The following is an 18295-nucleotide window of genomic DNA, read 5'->3' as shown; positions in this document are numbered from 1 at the left end:
GGAAGGAGCAAAGAAAATGAGAGAAATTACGTATTTAGAAGCCGTTCGTGAAGCGATGCAGGAAGAAATGAGAGTCAATCCGGATGTATTTATTATGGGGGAAGATATCGGGGTATATGGGGGAGCGTTCGGTGTTACTCGCGGCATGATTGAAGAATTCGGACCGGAGCGCGTAAGAAATACTCCTATCTCGGAAGCAGCGATCGCCGGAGCGGCCGTGGGGGCTGCCATGACAGGTATGCGCCCGATCATGGAACTGCAGTTCTCTGATTTTATCACCATCGCAATGGATCAGCTGGTCAACCAGGCGGCAAAGAACCGTTATATGTTTGGAGGCAAGGGGAAAACTCCGATGGTCGTGCGTACGCCATCTGGTTCCGGAACCGGAGCTGCCGCCCAGCATACCCAAAGCTTAGAAGCATGGATGGCCCATATTCCCGGATTGAAAGTGATCCAGCCTTCAACTGCCTATGATGCAAAAGGTCTCTTAAAGGCTGCAATGGACGATGATAACCCTGTCATCTTTTATGAACATAAATTGCTTTACCGGACCAAAGGACACGTTCCGGAGGGTTCCTATACGATTCCAATCGGCAAGGCCGACATCAAGCGTGAAGGGACCGATGTCACGATCGTCGCAACGGCTATCATGGTTCATAAGGCTCTTCAAGCCGCTGTGGAATTGGAGAAGGAAGGCATCAGCGTAGAAATTATTGATCCTCGCACGATCGTTCCCTTAGACGAAGAAACGATTATTGAATCGGTAAAGAAAACCGGTCGTCTAGTGGTCGTTCATGAAGCGGTGAAGCGTTGCGGAATTGGCGGAGAGATTGCCAGCATGATCGCGGAAAGCGAAGCTTTCGATTATTTGGATGCACCAATCAAGCGACTCGGCGGATTAGCCATCCCAATGCCGTATAACCCTGTCCTTGAAAAAGCAGCGATTCCGCAAGAACAAGATATTATTGCCGCCGTTAAAGAGACATTAAACCGAGTCTAGGAGGGAAAGGAACAATGGCAACAAGCGTATTCATGCCCAAGCTTAGTATGACGATGGAAACTGGAACCATAATACAATGGTTTAAACAGGTCGGCGATGACGTAAAAGAAGGAGACCTCCTTTTGGAGGTCTTGACCGACAAAATCAATATCGAAGTGGAATCCTATGCGACGGGGAAATTATTGAAGGTTTACTTTGGTGCCGATGAAGTGGTTCCCGTAAACCAAATTATCGGATACATCGGACAAGAAAATGAAACCGTTCCCGATGTCCCTCCAAGTCTCGACGGAGGCAGCGCACAGGAAGAAGTGGCAGCCGCCGCAAGCCCAGTTGCCCCTGTTCAAGAGTCAGTGGAAACTCAAAACGATTCAGATAAGGTACGCGCTACCCCCGCTGCCCGGAAAGCAGCAAAAGATAAAGGCGTTTCCCTTCAGCAAGTTGACGGATCCGGCCCGAACGGCCGCGTTCATAAAACCGATGTCGAAAACTACTCGCCAGCTCACGCTGTAAAGGCTACACCTCTGGCTAAGAAAATAGCTGACGCCGAAGGAATTAATCTCGATTCCATCACAGGTACAGGTGTCCAAGGTAAAGTGCGTAAAGATGATGTCCTCAGCAGTATCCAGCCTGCTTCTTCTGAACAGCCGGCCGAAGCGGAAAAGGTGAAGCTGGAAGGCATGCGCAAAGTCATCGCCCAGCGTATGGTACAAAGCGTAACCACAGCTCCTCATGTAACGCTGACTACCGAAGTGGATATGAGCCATTCCATGGAAGCCAGAAAAGCCCTCCTCCCTCTCATCGAGAAGAAAACGGGCCTTCGCGTTTCCTATACAGAAATCATTATGAAAGCCGTGTCCCACGCTCTGGTTCTGCATCCGAAAGTCAATGCTTCCTTACAGGGTGACTATATTATCTCCAATCCAAACGTCAATATCGGCTTAGCTGTTGCCGTACCAAATGGATTGGTAGTTCCGGTCGTGAAGCAAACCGAACAAAAAGGATTAGCGGACCTTACCGCGGAATGCAAGCAATTCGCTAAACTGGCAAGGGAAGGAAAATTATTGCCTGCCCATATGTCGGGTGGAACGTTTACCATCAGTAACCTTGGGATGTACCCGATTGATGTGTTTACTCCAATCATTAATCAGCCGGAAACCGCCATATTAGGTGTAGGCCGAATTAATGAGAAACCTGTAGGGGTGAACGGACAAATCGTGCTGCGTCCGATGATGACTCTTAGCCTTTCTTTCGACCATCGGGTAATTGACGGTGCGCCAGCTGCTGAATTCCTCCAAACTTTGAAAGAATCGCTCGAAAATCCGTATCAATTATTAGTTTAGCAAAAATAAGAATGGAGGAAGAAAATTATGAAAACCTATCAAATTGCGGTTGTCGGCGGAGGGCCCGGCGGTTACGTGGCAGCAATCCGCGCTGCAAAAGAGGGAAAAACGGTTGCTTTGATTGAAGCAGATCACTTGGGCGGCACTTGCCTCAATCGCGGCTGTATCCCCTCCAAAACGCTTCTTCGCCACGCAGAAGTCATTGAGGATATTAAAGCAGCGAAAAACTGGGGCATCGAGACGGGTTCACTCACCCTTTCTTTGGATAAAATGATGGCTCGCAAAGACCAAGTGATTCAGCGTTTGAGAGCAGGCATAGGCGGTTTACTTAAAGCTGGAAAAGTAGAAGTTTATCGAGGGATTGGTACGGTTCAAGCGGATAAAACCATCATCATTTCTGGTACGGAAGATCAAACCATTAAAGCTGAATCTATTATCTTGGCAACTGGTTCAGCTCCCTTCGTCCCCCCTATTCCAGGTACTGATCAAGTATCTTACCATACAAGTGACACGATTTTTGGCATTACGAAGATCCCTGAATCCATCGTCATCATTGGAGGCGGAGTCATCGGCGTCGAATTTGCCTGCATTTTCGAGAGCTTAGGGACAAAAGTTACGGTGGTTGAAATGGCGGACCGTCTGGTGCCTATGGAAGATCCTGATGCTTCTGCCGCTCTGCGAAAAGCCTTGCAGAAAAAGAACATCTCCACCTTAACCGAAACGAAGGTGGAATCCTTGGCTACCGGAAAAGACGGCCATGTGGTGAACATTACGGATCCAGCAGGTAACCCTGGACAGCTTCATTGCGAGGAAATCCTCATTGCAGTGGGACGCAGGCCTAATGTCTCCGGGATTGCCGACCTTGGATTAAAGATGAACGGCCCTTTTGTTGAAGTAAACGATTTTATGGAAACCAGCATCCCCGGAATCTATGCAGTGGGTGACCTGATTGGCGGATGGCAGCTGGCCCATGTTGCCAGTGCCGAAGGTACCATTGCAGCCTTGAATGCATCAGGGCAACGCACTCCGATCAATTATCACGTTGTTCCTCGCTGCGTCTATACCCAACCTGAGATCGCCAGCGTTGGTTTGACCGAAGAAGAGGCCAGAAAAAAGGGATACTCTGTGAAAGTGGAAGTCTACAAGCACGCAGCAAACGGTAAAGCCATGGCCATCGATCACACCGATGGGTTTGTAAAAATCATTGCCGATCAAAAATATGGCGAAATACTCGGCGTACTTCTGGTTGGATCCCATGTTACGGAAATGATAGCTACTCCTTCCGCCTTTATGCATTTGGAAGCTACCGTAGAAGAAATGGCGAATATGATCTATCCTCATCCGGCAGTCTCCGAAACCATGATGGAAGTGGCAGCCAGCTGGTTAGGTAAAGGAATTCATTCATAATAGAAAAAACAACCTGGGATACAAACTTTTTTCCCAGGTTATTTTTTCTATTCTACATGCAGAAATCGGTTCGTGCGAATAATATTTGTTAATAAATGAGGGAACATAATTATGAATTGGACTGAAAAAAGAGAACTTGTTCGGGTGGCAAAACTATATTATTTCAAAGGCCATACTCAAGCAGAAATAGCGAGCCAAATTGGCGTCTCTCGTCCCGCGATCTCTAAGTTGCTCCAAAAAGCCAAAGATAGTGGCGTTGTTGAAATTATTATCAAAGACGAAATGGCGAATACCGTTGAGTTGGAACAACAACTGGAAAAGACCTTTTCTTTAAAAGAAGTCATCGTTGTTCCCGTAGACGACCATGCCAACGAAGAAATGACAAAACAAATGGTTGCGAAAGCAGCTGCAGGCTATATCGCCGGAAATATTAAAGATGTGAAGAAGATTGGGATTTCCTGGGGAGAAACACTTTTTCATGTAGTCAATGAATTTCCTTATGAAAAATATGCGGATATCACCGTTCTACCGCTTGTGGGTGGAATTGGCCGGCAGCGAATAGAGATCCATTCGAATCAATTGGCCTACCAGCTTTCTCAAAAAATTGGCGGCAAATACGAATTTCTTTATGCACCTGCCCTTGTAGAATCAAGCAGTCTGAAGAACCAATTATTGGATTCTACAGACATCCGTTCACTATTAAATGAAATTAAACGAGTTGAACTAGCTATTGTTGGAATCGGTAATCCTTATGATTCAACCATTGCTGAAATGGGCTACTTAAAACACGAGGATTTGCTAGAACTTAAGAAAAATAAAGCTATTGGTGATATTAATTCTCGTTTTATTAATCGTGATGGTGAAGAAATACCGAGTCCTATCAATAACCGGGTCATTGGCATCGAAATATCGGATTTGCGTAACATCCCAAGTGTCGTTGCAGTAGCTTCGGGAATAAAAAAAGCAGAGGCGATTGAAAGTGCGCTTAAAGGTAATTGTTTCACATCACTTATTATCGATGAACCCACTGCACATAGAATTTTATACTCACTTTCTTAGAAATATTCAAATTCATGAATAGTTAAATCACAAAGTATATATTATAATATTTATATAAACATAAAATTCATTTGACAAAAAATAAAGAATACTCAAACTGTCAATTCATAATTGAAAACAAGGGGATGAAAATTGTGAACATGAAAGAAGTGAGATGTGAACTATTCTGCAGTAAATGTTTTACAGATTCAATCCAAACCATTGTTTATATTAATGACATTATATATAGCGTAAAATGCGATGATTGTAACCAGGAAACCATTTTAAATCCAAATTTAGCCGATAAGATTACTGAAAAGTACATCCATAGAGTGTTTTCCAAACCAGAAAGAATGAAACATGAAATTGAGAGTGGTCTATTTAAAACCATCACTTCTTTACCCTCTAGATTTGTAACAAAACCCTTCCGGCTATACAAGGAAGTTCACGGTCTTCGAACCTATGTTTACAAGAAGAGAAATAGCAAAGCCAAATAATGTTCTAACGTTCTTGATTCACCGGTTACAACAATAACTTCCCCTCTCCTTGCCTGGTATGTAAGCGACCCAGGTTATTTTTTTGTCACTCCTATGAAAAAAGAAGGGATTTACCCTTCTGAAATTTTCGTACTATATAAGAATTACCTAGACAGGACTCTCAACCATGGTCTTTCATCAATCCAATCAATTGAAATTGGAGTATGAAAAGCTTCAGTTAAGTGATTGTCCTGTAATACACTTTTCTTCTCCCCTGATGAAATAATACGTCCTTGATCTAACAGGGTAACATGTGTAAATAAAGGGAGGATTTCGTCGATATGATGGGTAACGTAAACGATCGTCATATCTTGGTCTTTTAGGATGTTTAAACGGTCTAAAAATTTTTCTCTTTCTTCTATATCCAGACCGGAGCACGGTTCATCTAAGATGAGAATTGATGGCTTGGTCATTAGAGCTCTCGCCAATAATACCTTTTTTCTTTCCCCTTGAGAAAGGGAACCTAGCGGTTGATTTTTAAGATGAAAGATATTCAGTTGTTCTAAGATATATAGACTCTGATCTATCACGTCAGCTGGAATTTCTTCGTAAAAACGCAAATAACTAAATTCACCCGTGGCTACAACTTCCCATACAGGATCTCGCAATGTTAGTTTATCTAATAAAGACTGACTTATATATCCAATCTTTTTTCTTACTTCTCTGATATCACATTCACCATACTTATATCCGTTAACTCTTACAGTTCCCTTAGTTGGAAATATATAACCAGCAATCATTTCTAATATCGTAGTTTTTCCAGATCCGTTTTTACCTAAGATACCCCAATGCTGTCCCTTTTCAATAGAAATATTGATATCCTTCAAAACTACTCGATCACTTCTAGTTAAAACAACATCTTGCAATTGAATCATGAAAATTCACCTTCCCTCTAAATACTAATCTTTTTTTAAAAAAATATACCCCAATATGTATAAATGATTACTAAGCATTAATGATACAACAACATACCTAAGAAAAAAACTATTACAGGTATTGTAAATAAAGAAAATACCGTGGAATAAACCGTTACGGATGCACCCATCTCTTCATCAGCTTTATACTTGGCGAATACAATCGAGGCACTAGTTAGAGTAGGCATGGTGCTCGCTAATAGAACCACATAAGAGAGATCTTCATCCAATTTTAAATACTTAAGGATGAGTATAGTTATGATTGGCAATAGAAGTAATTTGGTTATTATTGGAATGCCTATATTCTGTAAAGGGATATGACTTCTTTTTTTCCATAAATCAGAAACCAGCATACCTATGTAAAACATTGCAAGAGGAGATGCTAAGTTGGCCAGTTTATCTGTCAATAAAACAAATATATCAGGAAGCTGTAAGTTGAAATAAGCGATTATTAGACCAATCACAATTGCGACTAGTGGGGGATTAATTAGTGATTTTAATCCTCCAAACGAAAAATAAACAGGCTTCTGCAGTATAATCACCCCGAACGTCCAGAGTGTAAAAACAACACCAGCATCAAATACTGCTGCAAAAAAGGCTCCCTTGGCACCAAAAAGAACTGCGCAAAGAGGTACTCCAATGAAACCAGTATTGCCAAGTCCTGATAAAATGGAAATCTCTCTCGCCTTCTGTGAAGACACCTTTATTCCCTTAGATAATAGGCAGCCTGATGCAATCCCCAAGATATTCACCCCTACAGAAAGAAAAAAGATCACAATAATATCCTTAAAAATTCTTTCGTCTATCTGAAAATGTAGAATACTTGACAATATGATACAAGGCATTGCTATGTTGACGATTAATATAATAAGTAAATTTCTTGTTTCTTTATTAAAGTTAACAAACTTGGTTAACAGAACTCCTATCCCGATCATGAAACCTATTATTAAAATGGACTCTAAAACCGATGCAACTCCCATTAAAATCTCCTTAAATATAAAGGAATTTAAACGTACAACTTTCCTTATGACTTTCAACAATAGAGTAACAAAATGGCTGAAAGGGTAGTACGGCAATCACCTTTTTACATTGTGAAGGCACGCAATACCCCGGACTACCGAAATATCTAAAAACGCTTACAATTCTAGGAAAATAGCTTTTCTACAAACCAAAGGGAAGTGAATAACAGAAAACAACCAGCTAACGCTATTTTCGTGAAAGTACTCATTTGATATTTCTTCGGAACTTGGCGGTTCAAATATAGCAAGGCTGCTCCATACATTGGGAATAGCAGACTTAAGGCAGCTCCACCTATCATGATTAATAAAGTAGGGGCTTTGATCATGCTGTAAAAGATAATCCAACTGATGACTACACCAATGACCACCCAGCTGTAAATCTTGTTATTATTGTTGGATCTACGCTGTCCACTTATTTCATTTATAATGTCCGTGCTCATTCTTGCTGTCCCATCAGCGACTCCTAAAGCAGTCGAAAGGAGTCCTGCAAAAGCACCGATTAAAAATAGGTAATAGAACTCTGGTCCCAATACATCCGTGAAAACAACTGAAATTTGCTTGACAACATCTACTCCGTTAGGTACTTCTCCGAGTGTTTTTAAAACAGATGCACCCGTTATGAAATAAGCCAAGGTCACAATAAAGGTTGCAAAAACCCCTACCCATGTATCAAGCTTTAAGATGCGGATCCAGGATCTCATTCGATTCTCTTGCTGTGACTCAGAATCTTCCGGATGATAGGCTTGATCCAAATAACCTTTGCCGGTCAGCCAAGCTGAATAAAATACTAGCTCAATTCCTGCTCCAACAGTTCCCAGTACCGCTAAAGCCATGATGGTCGATCCGCTAGGTAAGCTGAAAGTCATCCCGCCCAACAGTTCGGTCAACGAGTAAGAATATTTTCCTGTGGAAGGTATAGCAATGAACGCAACATAAACCATAAACAATGTCATCATAACAACTAATACCGTCATTATAGACTCAAAAATCCGATACACATTCCACCTTGAAACAAGTGTCCCAGCCAATAGCATAGGAATGACAGACAACATCGCTAGATTGCCCCATGTGGTTGCAGACCAGAAAGGAAACAATGTATGTATTACACCACCCATTGCTCCACTAATTCCTGCAACAATGACCAGAACAACAAGGGCCAATAGAGCTATGAAGCTCCATAGAAACCATGATTTCCCTTTAATTTTCGGGCCAGGAATATCAGAAAAGCCTTCTGTAATCGTCTTTTTTGTCGTTAGCGTATACCTTCCTATCTCCTGCTGGATAAACCCTTTTAAAAAAACTCCACAAAACACCACCCACAAGACAGCAAATCCAGCTATAGCACCAAAGCGCGTAGCGTTAATAATTTCTCCGCTTCCTACCGCGGCAGCAGCAACGGCAAGCCCCGGTCCGATCCACTTTATCATTTGCAAAACATGCTGCGGCGGGGCCTTATACTCAGTTCTTTCCTCCTTGCTATATTCTAATTGAGGTTTTAATTGCGGTTCCATTTAATAGACTCCTCCTCCAGATTAAATTTAATCGTAATTATATGAACGGTTACATTATCGACTCCAATACGTGTGGGAAAATCCAAACTATATCGGGGGCCTGATGTAAAATTCATGAGGATGGGTTCATCGCAATAAAGGCTTCATTTGTCCTACCGTTAATAATCAAGGAGGTTGAAGAAATATTTAGGGACATGTTAATAGACATCCTGACTGTACATGTTCCCCATTATTTACTCGGTATTACCTGCGTTCGAAACGATTGGTCAACCTTCCCAGGCCGTCAATCTCGACCGTCACCTCATCTCCGTCCTTCAACCAAACGCGATTCTCTTCCGGATAGCCGAGGATTACCCCTTCCGGCGTCCCGGTCATGATGATATCGCCCGGTTCGAGAGTCATGTGTCGGGAGAGGTCTTCAATTAATTTTTCACAGGAGAAAATCATGTTCTCCGTGTTCGAATCCTGCCGCTTTTCACCATTGACGAAGGTTCGGATGCCAAGGGTATTCGGGTTTTTGATTTCATCCGCGGTCACTAGGTAAGGTCCAATAGGAGCGAATTTGTCGCAAGTCTTTCCGAGTAACCATTGATGGGAACGAAACTGCAGGTCTCGGGCAGAGACATCGTTTCCATTGCAATAACCAAAAACATAGTCAAGCGCGTTTTCCTTCGTGACTGACTGCGCTCGGCGCCCCAGCACAATGCAAAGTTCGGCCTCATAATCAATCTTCTCCGAGTTCTTCGGCATAGGAATGCTCTCGCCGCTAGCAGCTAAAGAATTTGCAAATTTACTGAACACGATGGGATCAGTCGGAAGGTCCAATTTGGTCTCTGCCACGTGAGGGCGGTAGTTCAAGCCTATGCAGATGATTTTTCCTGGATGCTTCACACACGGCGCAAACTGCACTGCATCTTCCGGTATAACCTTGTCCCCGAGAACAGCCACATATTCTTCCCAAGTCGCTTGCAGATCGTTCAATTTGGAAGGGTCTGCAATGACTTCGTCCACCGTTTTCGGCAACGCCGTTTCCCCAGAAATTTGGGACAGTATGGAAACGGGTACGATTCCGCCCTGCAGTCCGATACCAAGCTGTTCTATATTATTGAAGATAATGTTCGAAATTTTCATATCCAACCTCCACGGTTTTAATATAATATAAATATTTTATTTTATCTGATAAAGATTGCCCTGTCTAGAGTAAAGAGTTCCCTCCATTCCTTTATAAACAGAGGGACTCCCTGGGTTCTCAGATCGTCTCCGCAAGCCTCCAGATGCTGAACTCATGGTGACCATGTTTTTCCGCTGCCGTAAGCTCACCGTCAGCAACGGAGATAATTTGCTCATATATTTTCCGGCCTACACCATCTAAGGAATCTAAACCTTCCAAGATCGTACCGGCGTTGACGTCAATATGTTGTGGCATACGCTCATAGAGCTTCGGATTGGTCCCAATCTTGATGACCGGGACGATAGGAGAACCTGTCGGGGATCCTCTCCCCGTGGAAAAGAGGATGATCTGTGCCCCTCCGGCAGCCAGTCCGGCCACTGACTCTGCATCGAAGCCCGGTGTATCCATGAATACCAAGCCCTTGCGCGTGGGACGCTCCGCGTATCCAACGACTTCAACCAACGGCGTGCTTCCCCCTTTTTTGATGCAGCCCAAGGACTTCTCCTCTAGAGTGGTAAGGCCGCCTCGAATATTGCCTGGCGTTGGATTACAAGCCCGGACGTCCTCTCCGATGGCCCGCATCCGTGCTTCATATGTAGCAACGATACGAAGGAACTTCTCGGCCGTTTCTTGATTCGCAGCACTCCTGGCTAGAATGTGTTCGGCCCCAATCGCCTCCGTGGTCTCGGACAAGACCACTGTCCCGCCATCCGCTACCATTAGATCCGCTAACACTCCGATGGCCGGGTTAGCCGTAATGCCGGACCAGGCATCGGAAGCACCGCACTCTAAACCAATGATCAGCTCGGACGTATCAGCCAGCTCCCGCTTAGCCTGCCGACTCTCGGCAAGGGCCTCTTCCAACCAGGCCCGCCCCTCAGCAAGAAGCGTCCCTACACTGGCAAACTGCTGAAATGAGAGCGCATGCGCTTTCCATCCTGCTTCTTGCATCATCTCGGCTAGCTCTTGCGCCGGGTCATCGTGCCCCAGTCCGACGAAAAGCGCGGCTGCAACGTTAGGGTGGCACGCCGTGCCATACAAGGTGCGCAAGGTTTGCTGCGCATCTTCCGGAAATTGAGACCGTCCGAGCTGGTGCACCACCGGCACAACGCCAGGTACGAGTTCAGCAAGTTTCCGGGTAATTCCAGCTAACTCCCCTACCGTATTAATTACAATTACACTGTTGCGGACACCGACGGTACCATTCGGTCGCCGATACCCCTTAAATGTTGCCATATCCCTTCACCGCCTTAACGAATTGAAAGTTATCCCGTTCCTCGACATTCAACCCACGCACATTGGGTACATGAACATGTTGGCCGGATATGATGTCCTCAGTCGCCACCCCCATGCACTCTCCATATTTGAGAATCGCTCCTCCATGGGGGATAAACTCTAAAGCAACCTTATGCCCATACGGTATATCCCCTTCAGCCCGCAGCTGATCGACAATCCCCGTTACGAGGACGATGAATTCCCCTTTCTGAACATCCCGGAGGGCAACGGCCACATTATCTCGATCGTCTAACCTGATTGCATTGGGTCCTGTCAATCTATGTTCAGTCATGAATCTATCCTCCATTTCTTAGAATGGTGTACCAACGCGTGAAATGGCGAACTCTCCCAGTTCAAGTCTCTCTAGTGAAGTGGGGCATCCGGAGCACACTTCAAGAAGGTTTTGTATCAGTTCCTCTGCCTCCTTGTCTAGGTCCTCCCCGGTCACTATACAGTCAACCAGTTCATCATCCGCCGGCGTAGACGTTCCAGCAGGTGCTACGACGAAGCATGGAACAGCTACCGATCCGACGAGCAACCCTCGGCTGCTGACAATAAGAACCATACTGCACCCTCCCGCCGCGAGTCCTGAAAGGGCCTCCACTGGATTGTCAGGAACAGCCATTAGGTGGATCCCCTTTTGAAATGGTCGTTCTCCATAAGAGACCACCCCAGCCACGGGTCTTGATCCTACAATGACTGCTTCCCTGTGAGCCCGTTCCAGCTCTGCGGCTGTCCATCCTTGAGCATCCGCGATGCCAGGGCCTGTCTTCTCCCAGCGGCGGCGATATAATCCCTTTGCCGCCTTGACCAGCCTTCGAGCGGATACCGGGTCGGCCGCTCGCTGTGCGAGCGATGCACCTGCAGGCTCAATCCCCCTATTCAATCCAACCACAATATTTGCGCCGTAGTCCAACAGCCTATCGACAACCCGGCCGATGATCGGGTAGGCGGTGCAAAGAGCTTGCTCGTCTGAGTCTAGCCCGATGACGCCAATGCTAAGCGATGAAAGAGGCATCGGTTGTCGTTTCTCCCTCGCCGCTTCACCAGCCCACTTCTTAGCGATCTCGACTCCTGCTGAAACCGTTTGATTACTTCCCTCCAGCGCCTGGATACCGATACCCCGGATTGGCTTATCTTGGGGAATCATGGCTGCCAACTCATCGACTTGATTTGTCTCGCAGCCCAGGCCTACAAGAAGCACGGAACCAATATTCGGATTGGCCGAAACCCCGGCGAGGGTGCTCTTCGTTTGGATCAGGTCATCGCCCAGTTGGGCGCAACCGTGGGTGTGGACGATGGGAATCGCTGCGGGTACCTGCTTGGCGATCGATCGAACAACCGTACTCGAGCAGATCACTGTAGAGACGATACCCACGTAATTCCTGGTTCCCGCAGTTCCATCGGATCGGATAAATCCTTGAAACGAAACGCTCATCTTTTCAACTCTCCCTTCCAAGTTCAATTCATACCAATCGGTTCTGTGTAGTGAGAGGAGATCTGCCGCTCGGCAAGAACCTGGTTGAGACGCTCCGCAGCATGCCGGATATGATTCTTCATCGTTACCCGTGCCTCGTTCCCGTTGCCGGACTCGATGGCCTCCACCATCATCCTGTGCTCCTCCAGTGTTCGATCTTTCGTTTCTGCCATGTTATACACGGAGGGATACCACAAGCGGACAAGCGATTGGATAGTCGATACAAGGTTAACGTAGATCAGGTTCTTGGTGGCTACGGCTATCTGACGGTGAAAAAGGTTGTCATACTCCATGAAGTGAGCCTCATCGGCTTGATAAGCTTTCATTTGTTCGTAGGTAGCAAGCAGGCTTGCCATATCCTGCTCATCCCGCCGTTCGGCAGCCAGACCGGCGCATTCTACCTCCACGTTCATCCTGACTTCGGTCAAGTCACCGAGGTTGCGCGGACTCAGGAGAAGCCCCCAGTGAAAGGCACCTGACAGAAGTTCCGAATTCGGTTCTTGTACGAAGGAGCGCCCACCGGGACGAGTTTCCAGAACCCCGATCACGACCAAGCTTTGCAGCGACTCCCGGATGGTGGAACGGCCAACCCCGAAGCGGGCTGCCAACTCCTTTTCTGTAGGGATTTGCTCCCCTGGGCTCCAAGCTCCCTTCAAAATCAGCTCCGCTAGTTGGCTTACCACTTCCTGGGTGAGGGTCGTCCTGCCGACTGGTTTAATTAATTCCTCTGACCCTATCACCTGCTTTGACCTCCTCTTTAATGATTCTTTTTCCTTATGTTCAAATTAGAGCCCTGCATCCTGCAACTGTCGCAATTGGTAAAGCATCGTGTCCGTCTTGAGATCAACCATGTCGTACGTGATTACCTGATCCTTCTTCACATCGCAGCGAAGGCGCGCTCCTGCCAGTAGACCAAGCGGGACCAGCTTTTCCTCTTTGGCGATGTGGTAATGATCATTGGAGGCATATACCATCGAACCCCCTTGTCCGTCCACCGTTTCGCCGGCCTTGAGGTCGCGCTTGGCGGCTGCGATGACCTCTGTCACCAACCCTTTGCTCGGTACTACGGTCGGGTGTTGGAACAGGGCAGCTGATGCAATCGAGAGTGGAATCTCATTCGACACCAAATGGTAAGGAGTATACATATTGTAGTACCCGTCTTCTCCAACAACATCGAGGTACTTTAAGTCTTCCTGGATTTGCGGGTGCTCCGTGCGAACCACCAAGAACACGCCTGGTGTTACGCTGCGAAGGAAATCGATTTTCCCATCTTCCGTCTTTAGCGGCCTTGCATAGTCGATAACCCCTCGCTGGTTCAGGATGCCGCCTTCGCTTTTAGGCCGGAACATCTTCGGAATCTCATAAATTCCAGCCACCGGACCATGCATCCCCCGTACATCCGGCACGAGCCCAGTATAATTGGATACACAAGCCATCTCGATCATCGTTTTTGTAGCATCACGGAAGGTGACTAGGAAATGGGGATTGACACCCAACTCACGGGCATCTTCAGCTACACTGTCTGGAGTAGCATAACGGTCAAAGGTCCCAAGACTTGAAGGCGTTTTGCCCACTGCCACCACCTCAAATCCGAGTGACGTGTACCGATCATAGAGTTCAGCGATCAAGCCAGGCTCGTCTCCTGAGGAAACGGTATACACTACCCCTGCATTCTGTGCCATCCTATATAATAAGGGGCCCACTACGACGTCACTCTCCACATTCAACATAACAATATGCTTCTTCGCTTGGATTGCCCTGAATGCAACGCGCGCGCCTAATTCCGGACTTCCTGTTGCATCCACTACTACATCTACATCAAGCATGGTGACAAGATCTGCATCTTCTGTCGCTACAGGACGCCCCTTCAACAAAGCATCTGCAGCTTGTAAGAAGTTATTTGTCACTACCACATCCGTACCCTTGTATCCGCAAAGTTCGAAAGCTCTTATCGATCGTTCCACATTTATGTCAGCAATGATACTTGTGCGCATTCCTTTCATCAGCCCAATCTGACAAATGGCTCCCGTCCCCATTCGTCCCGCACCTACAAACCCTACTTGCAACGGTTTCCCCGCTGACGCCCGTGCCTCTAGTGCCTGTTTAATCATTAACAATCGCCTCCATTGAGATAATATCGTAAAGTTAATCGATAGGTATTCAGCTAACATGACTGCCTGATTGTCAGACAGCTTTGCTTCATGTGTTTACTATATCAGGGGTTTTTGTGTTTGTAAAGTGGCAACAATAAAAATTTTGTGATTATTTAATTTAAATTATTTTTTTAATTAATTATTGTTCAACAAACAAAAAGCCAATTCTCACAACATGTAAGAATCGGCTTTTTTTATTTATGTACAGCTTTTGAAGATGCCCAGTCTAGGAAGAGGGGGCTTCCCTCTGAGCAAGAACTCTGTTCAGGCGCTTAGCTGCGGATGAGATGTGATTTCGCATGGTCAGACGAGCTTCCATTGCGTTGCCGCTCTGGATCGCTTCCAGCATCATCCTGTGTTCTTCCAACGTCTGCTTGTGTGTTTCCTCAATGCTGTATACAGAGGGATACCATAGACGCACAAGAGATTGAATCGTTGTGACAAGGTTAACATAGATCTTATTTTTCATGGCCTCGGCTACCTGCCTATGAAAAAGATTATCGTATTCCATGAAGAGGGATTCATTTTCCTGGTTAGATGCCATACGCTCATAGGTATCAAGTAAATTTCTTATATCTTGCTCGTCCCGCCGTTCTGCGGCCAGCCCAGCGCATTCTACTTCTACATGCATCCTGACTTCAGTCAAATCTCCTAAATTGCGCTGGCTGAGCAATAAACCCCAGTGGAAGGCACCTGAAAGCAGTTCGGAAGTGGGTTCTTGCACGTAGGATCGGCCACCCGCGCGAGTCTCCAGAACCCCGATCACTACCAGGCTTTGCAGTGCCTCACGGATGGTAGAGCGACCCACCCCAAAACGGGCTGCCAACTCCTTTTCCGATGGGATTCGATCCCCCGGCTTCCAAGCACCCTTCATAATCAATTCTGCTAACTGATTGACTACCTCCTGAGTGAGCGTCGTGCGGCCTACCCGCTTAATCAGATCCTCTGGCCCTGCCATATGCTTATACCTCCCTCTTCAGTCAATATCCTTATTGTTTAGCTTCAAGTGTTGTTTTCCTTTTGGTCCTCTCCTAAAACATCTGTTTATTCGTAAACAAGAATCCATACATTTGGATAGTTTCGACATAAGCTTTAATATCCTGCGTGCAAGATTATCTGCTTATCAGACATGATTGTTTTTTAAAATGTATCACTACAATATCGCTTTGTAAAGTTCAAACAGTGTTTTATTTGGAAGGGAATTCCGTCCGTCATAATTAAGACACCCGCACACTCTCCTCTTGACCCATTTGAGACTGACAGCGGAAGAAGGATTGGCAATATTGAAGCGTAAGCCCATTTATTATTCTAATGTTCGATCACGCAATCTCACTTGTTCCCATTGTGGAACGGGCAAGCACAGCGTGATCTCGATAGAACCCCGCAACCGGGCAGCCGCTCGGCAAGGCGATTTCCTGTTCTCCTTTCTATTTCCCCTAACGGAACAAACCTTCGGCTGGACAAAGCCTTCGGCACTGGTTTTATTAAAATAAAATAGCTAGGTAGCAGAAGTTAATAACACTGCTTCCTAGCTATATAGTCATTTCGTTCTAGGATGTTACCTGAGTGAGGATTATTGATTATCGATTCGTTTGTCTGTAGCGACTATTTAATTATTATGAGGAAATTGATCTACCCTATCTTGTAAGCGTTCTTATAATCATTATTTAAAATTAATTCCTTTGCTGAAAGTGACTTGTCTGAAAAGTAATCTAATATAAGTTCAACACAATTTTGAGTTCTTTTTAAATACCTAATGTCGTCAAGTTCAAGATACATATCATAGTATTCGAAGTAAACTTTTAATAAAGCTGCGATCACTTCATGCTCAGGCTTCACTCAACCGCCGCCTCCTTCAAAAATGGTGTGTTTTCAGGTACCCTTAGTTTAATATTTTGAGCTACTCGATATACATCTTTTTCTTCAATGGTTCGAAAATCTAACAAGAACTGATCTCTTGAAATTCTTCCAATAATAGAAGGCGATCCGATTCTCAGCTTTTTCTCCACGATATGTGCCGGAAGATTGGAATGTCTTAAAACAGCAACCACAGTCGGTAGTGTAACATCCGGAAGGCTTCCCCCGCCTACTTCAGTTTCCATCTGGCATAACTCTATATCATATTCTGGAAGAAAAGCACGGAAACGTTCTGCTCGCGCCTGCAATTCTTCAATAGGCTGGAGGATCGATCGCAATGCAGGAATGCTTTGTTTGGCTTTAGTAGGATCCAGATAAAGATGAAGTGTTGCCTCTAGTGCTGCAAGGGTCACTTTATCAACCCTAAGCATGCGCGCTAGCTGGTTCTTTTTCATTCTGTCAATCCACTTCTTCTTGCCAACAATGATGCCAGCTTGCGGACCTCCCAAAAGTTTATCTCCACTAAAGCTAACAATGTCTGCTCCATCTTTTATACTTTCTTGAATAATCGGCTCCCGGCCAATCCCATGCTTTCTTAAATCATATAAAACACCGCTTCCCAAGTCTTCATAGACCGGAATATCATATTGTTTACCCAATCTCGCAAGTTCCTCTACTGATATGGCTTGGGTAAAACCTGAAACACAAAAGTTGCTCGTATGGACTTTCATAAGCATAGCTGTATGAGCTCCAATGGCATTTTCATAGTCGATCTTGTGAGTTTTATTTGTTGTCCCTACCTCGCGAAGAATCGCTCCACTTTCGGACATAATTTCGGAAACACGGAACGAACCGCCGATTTCTATGATTTCCCCCCTGGATACGATCACCTCTCTGCCTTTCGCTATTTCTCTTAGAATAAGAAATACTGCTGCAGCATTATTGTTAACGACCATAGCAGCCTCTGCACCGGTCAAAGTCTTAAGAATATCTTCAACTATGTCATGCCTAGAGCCTCGGGCTCCCAATTCGATATTATATTCCAGATTACAATAACCTCCTGCCACCTTTATCATGTGATCGATGGCTTCGTCAGGCAGCACAGCTCTTCCTAAATTGGTATGTAGAATAATTCCTGTTCCATTAATGACCTCTTTGAGATGGAAGTTTAATGTATTTTCTATTCTAGCTTTTACGTCATTTATGATCTTATCGAGAACTACTTCTCTCACTTCTCCATCTCTAATGCGTCTTCTCCATAAGTTTAGTACTTCTCTAGTCATTTGCAAAAGAAGGGTTGAGGGAATACTTTGTTGGTTTATCCATTCTTTCAACTCGGGATGATTTATAATAACTTGAGTGGCTGGCAAATCTCTTAAAATGATGCTTACGCTCATTTGACTTGGCTCATAAGAGAAATTTATTTATAGAAGCTTACAGATTCTCCTCTAAGCCTACTCCTCCCCTCTAAATATAAATAAAGGTCCCAATGTAATGTAAATTACAATTGGGACCTACTTCTTGTAAAGGTTGGCGGGAGATGGTAGGAATCGAACCCACCTCGGACATCACGTGCCCGACACTCGGTTTTGAAGAC

General features: G+C 45.3%; 17 protein-coding genes. 5 read left to right on the top strand and 12 right to left on the bottom strand.

Annotated features, from left to right (window positions below):
- Positions 1 to 16: 16 nt before the first annotated feature.
- From ABLT31_RS19010 to ABLT31_RS18995, 4 genes are all read left to right on the top strand, one after another.
- Positions 17 to 1000 (top strand): alpha-ketoacid dehydrogenase subunit beta, encoded by a 984-nt coding sequence (locus ABLT31_RS19010; protein WP_367754525.1) that lies wholly within the window; start codon positions 17 to 19, stop codon positions 998 to 1000.
- Positions 1001 to 1014: 14 nt separating this feature from the next.
- Positions 1015 to 2340 (top strand): dihydrolipoamide acetyltransferase family protein, encoded by a 1326-nt coding sequence (locus ABLT31_RS19005; protein ID WP_367754523.1) that lies wholly within the window; start codon positions 1015 to 1017, stop codon positions 2338 to 2340.
- A gap of 27 nt (positions 2341 to 2367) precedes the next feature.
- On the top strand, positions 2368 to 3747 hold the full coding sequence (gene lpdA / locus ABLT31_RS19000; protein WP_367754521.1) for a dihydrolipoyl dehydrogenase: 1380 nt from the start codon (positions 2368 to 2370) through the stop codon (positions 3745 to 3747).
- Positions 3748 to 3858: 111 nt separating this feature from the next.
- Positions 3859 to 4806, top strand: coding sequence for a sugar-binding transcriptional regulator (locus ABLT31_RS18995; RefSeq protein WP_367754519.1), 948 nt, complete (start codon positions 3859 to 3861; stop codon positions 4804 to 4806).
- Positions 4807 to 5425: 619 nt separating this feature from the next.
- On the opposite strand, the gene ABLT31_RS18990 is transcribed toward ABLT31_RS18995, so the two are convergent.
- From ABLT31_RS18990 to ABLT31_RS18945, 10 genes are all read right to left on the bottom strand, one after another.
- On the bottom strand, positions 5426 to 6196 hold the full coding sequence (locus ABLT31_RS18990) for an ABC transporter ATP-binding protein (protein ID WP_367754517.1): 771 nt from the start codon (positions 6194 to 6196) through the stop codon (positions 5426 to 5428).
- A 77-nt stretch (positions 6197 to 6273) separates the two neighbouring features.
- Positions 6274 to 7215: an AEC family transporter gene (locus ABLT31_RS18985; RefSeq protein WP_367754515.1), complete on the bottom strand. Its 942-nt coding sequence runs from the start codon at positions 7213 to 7215 to the stop codon at positions 6274 to 6276.
- A 164-nt stretch (positions 7216 to 7379) separates the two neighbouring features.
- Positions 7380 to 8765 carry an Nramp family divalent metal transporter gene (locus ABLT31_RS18980; protein WP_367754513.1) on the bottom strand — a complete coding sequence of 462 codons (1386 nt, stop codon included), beginning with the start codon at positions 8763 to 8765 and terminating at the stop codon, positions 7380 to 7382.
- 243 nt (positions 8766 to 9008) lie between these two features.
- On the bottom strand, positions 9009 to 9896 hold the full coding sequence (locus tag ABLT31_RS18975) for a fumarylacetoacetate hydrolase family protein (RefSeq protein ID WP_367754511.1): 888 nt from the start codon (positions 9894 to 9896) through the stop codon (positions 9009 to 9011).
- Positions 9897 to 10014: 118 nt separating this feature from the next.
- Positions 10015 to 11172 (bottom strand): UxaA family hydrolase, encoded by a 1158-nt coding sequence (locus ABLT31_RS18970; RefSeq protein ID WP_367754509.1) that lies wholly within the window; start codon positions 11170 to 11172, stop codon positions 10015 to 10017.
- On the bottom strand, positions 11159 to 11503 hold the full coding sequence (locus ABLT31_RS18965) for a UxaA family hydrolase (protein WP_367754507.1): 345 nt from the start codon (positions 11501 to 11503) through the stop codon (positions 11159 to 11161). The genes ABLT31_RS18970 and ABLT31_RS18965 overlap by 14 nt, the downstream gene beginning before the upstream one ends.
- Before the next feature lie 18 nt (positions 11504 to 11521).
- The gene (locus tag ABLT31_RS18960; protein WP_367754505.1) at positions 11522 to 12649 is read right to left on the bottom strand and encodes a UxaA family hydrolase; all 1128 of its coding nucleotides are present in this window, start codon (positions 12647 to 12649) and stop codon (positions 11522 to 11524) included.
- 23 nt (positions 12650 to 12672) lie between these two features.
- The gene (locus tag ABLT31_RS18955) at positions 12673 to 13428 is read right to left on the bottom strand and encodes a FadR/GntR family transcriptional regulator (RefSeq protein WP_367754503.1); all 756 of its coding nucleotides are present in this window, start codon (positions 13426 to 13428) and stop codon (positions 12673 to 12675) included.
- Positions 13429 to 13473: 45 nt separating this feature from the next.
- Positions 13474 to 14799 (bottom strand): NAD(P)H-dependent oxidoreductase, encoded by a 1326-nt coding sequence (locus ABLT31_RS18950; protein ID WP_367754501.1) that lies wholly within the window; start codon positions 14797 to 14799, stop codon positions 13474 to 13476.
- Positions 14800 to 15067: 268 nt separating this feature from the next.
- A complete protein-coding gene (locus tag ABLT31_RS18945) occupies positions 15068 to 15799 on the bottom strand; it encodes a FadR/GntR family transcriptional regulator (RefSeq protein ID WP_367754499.1) in 732 nt (243 codons plus the stop codon).
- 325 nt (positions 15800 to 16124) lie between these two features.
- Between ABLT31_RS18945 and ABLT31_RS18940 the strand changes: the two genes are divergently transcribed.
- On the top strand, positions 16125 to 16334 hold the full coding sequence (locus tag ABLT31_RS18940) for a hypothetical protein (protein WP_367754497.1): 210 nt from the start codon (positions 16125 to 16127) through the stop codon (positions 16332 to 16334).
- Between the two features lie 139 nt (positions 16335 to 16473).
- Here the strand turns inward: ABLT31_RS18940 and ABLT31_RS18935 are convergent, their stop codons facing one another.
- Both ABLT31_RS18935 and selA read right to left on the bottom strand, forming a co-directional pair.
- Positions 16474 to 16680, bottom strand: coding sequence for a hypothetical protein (locus ABLT31_RS18935; protein WP_367754495.1), 207 nt, complete (start codon positions 16678 to 16680; stop codon positions 16474 to 16476).
- The gene (gene selA, locus ABLT31_RS18930) at positions 16677 to 18095 is read right to left on the bottom strand and encodes an L-seryl-tRNA(Sec) selenium transferase (RefSeq protein ID WP_367754493.1); all 1419 of its coding nucleotides are present in this window, start codon (positions 18093 to 18095) and stop codon (positions 16677 to 16679) included. The genes ABLT31_RS18935 and selA overlap by 4 nt, the downstream gene beginning before the upstream one ends.
- Between the last annotated feature and the right edge of the window lie 200 nt (positions 18096 to 18295).

It is taken from the genome of Ammoniphilus soli (assembly GCF_040813775.1).
This window is presented reverse-complemented; position numbering and strand designations above follow the sequence as displayed.